1 rRNA gene is annotated in these 459 nt (G+C 48.6%); it reads right to left on the bottom strand.

The window, feature by feature from the left end:
* Positions 1 to 353 precede the first annotated feature (353 nt).
* Positions 354 to 459 (bottom strand): 5S ribosomal RNA (gene rrf, locus WFJ73_RS33230); the annotation flags it as partial.

Consider the following 459-nt stretch of genomic DNA (forward strand, 5'->3'; position numbering starts at 1 on the left):
CCCCGAGGCAGTTTCGTTGTTCGCCACGTCCTTCTTCGGCTCCTAGTGCCTAGGCATCCTCCGTGCGCTCTTATTAGCTTAACCTAATGCTCCGATTGCTTCGGTCGACTGCTCCTTGCGGTTTATTTCTTGATTAGATTACTAATGGTTGAAATAAACGCGCAAAAGTCACACTCCACTCGAAACAACCTTCGCACACATTCAATAATTGCTTAAGGATGTTTCATTCTTTCGCTATCCAGTTTTCAAGGAACAAATTGTTCCGTCTTGCGGACGGAAGGTTATCTTAGCATGCTCGTTTATTACGGTCAACTCACAAAAGTTGGTAATGAACTTGCATTTTAAGTTCACCTGCTTGGCGACGTCCTACTCTCCCAGGACCCTGCGGTCCAAGTACCATCGGCGCTGGAGGGCTTAACGGTCGTGTTCGGTATGGGAACGCGTGGTTCCCCTCCGCCA

Source organism: Paenibacillus sp. MMO-58, from assembly GCF_037146255.1.
GTDB lineage: Bacteria > Bacillota > Bacilli > Paenibacillales > Paenibacillaceae > Pristimantibacillus.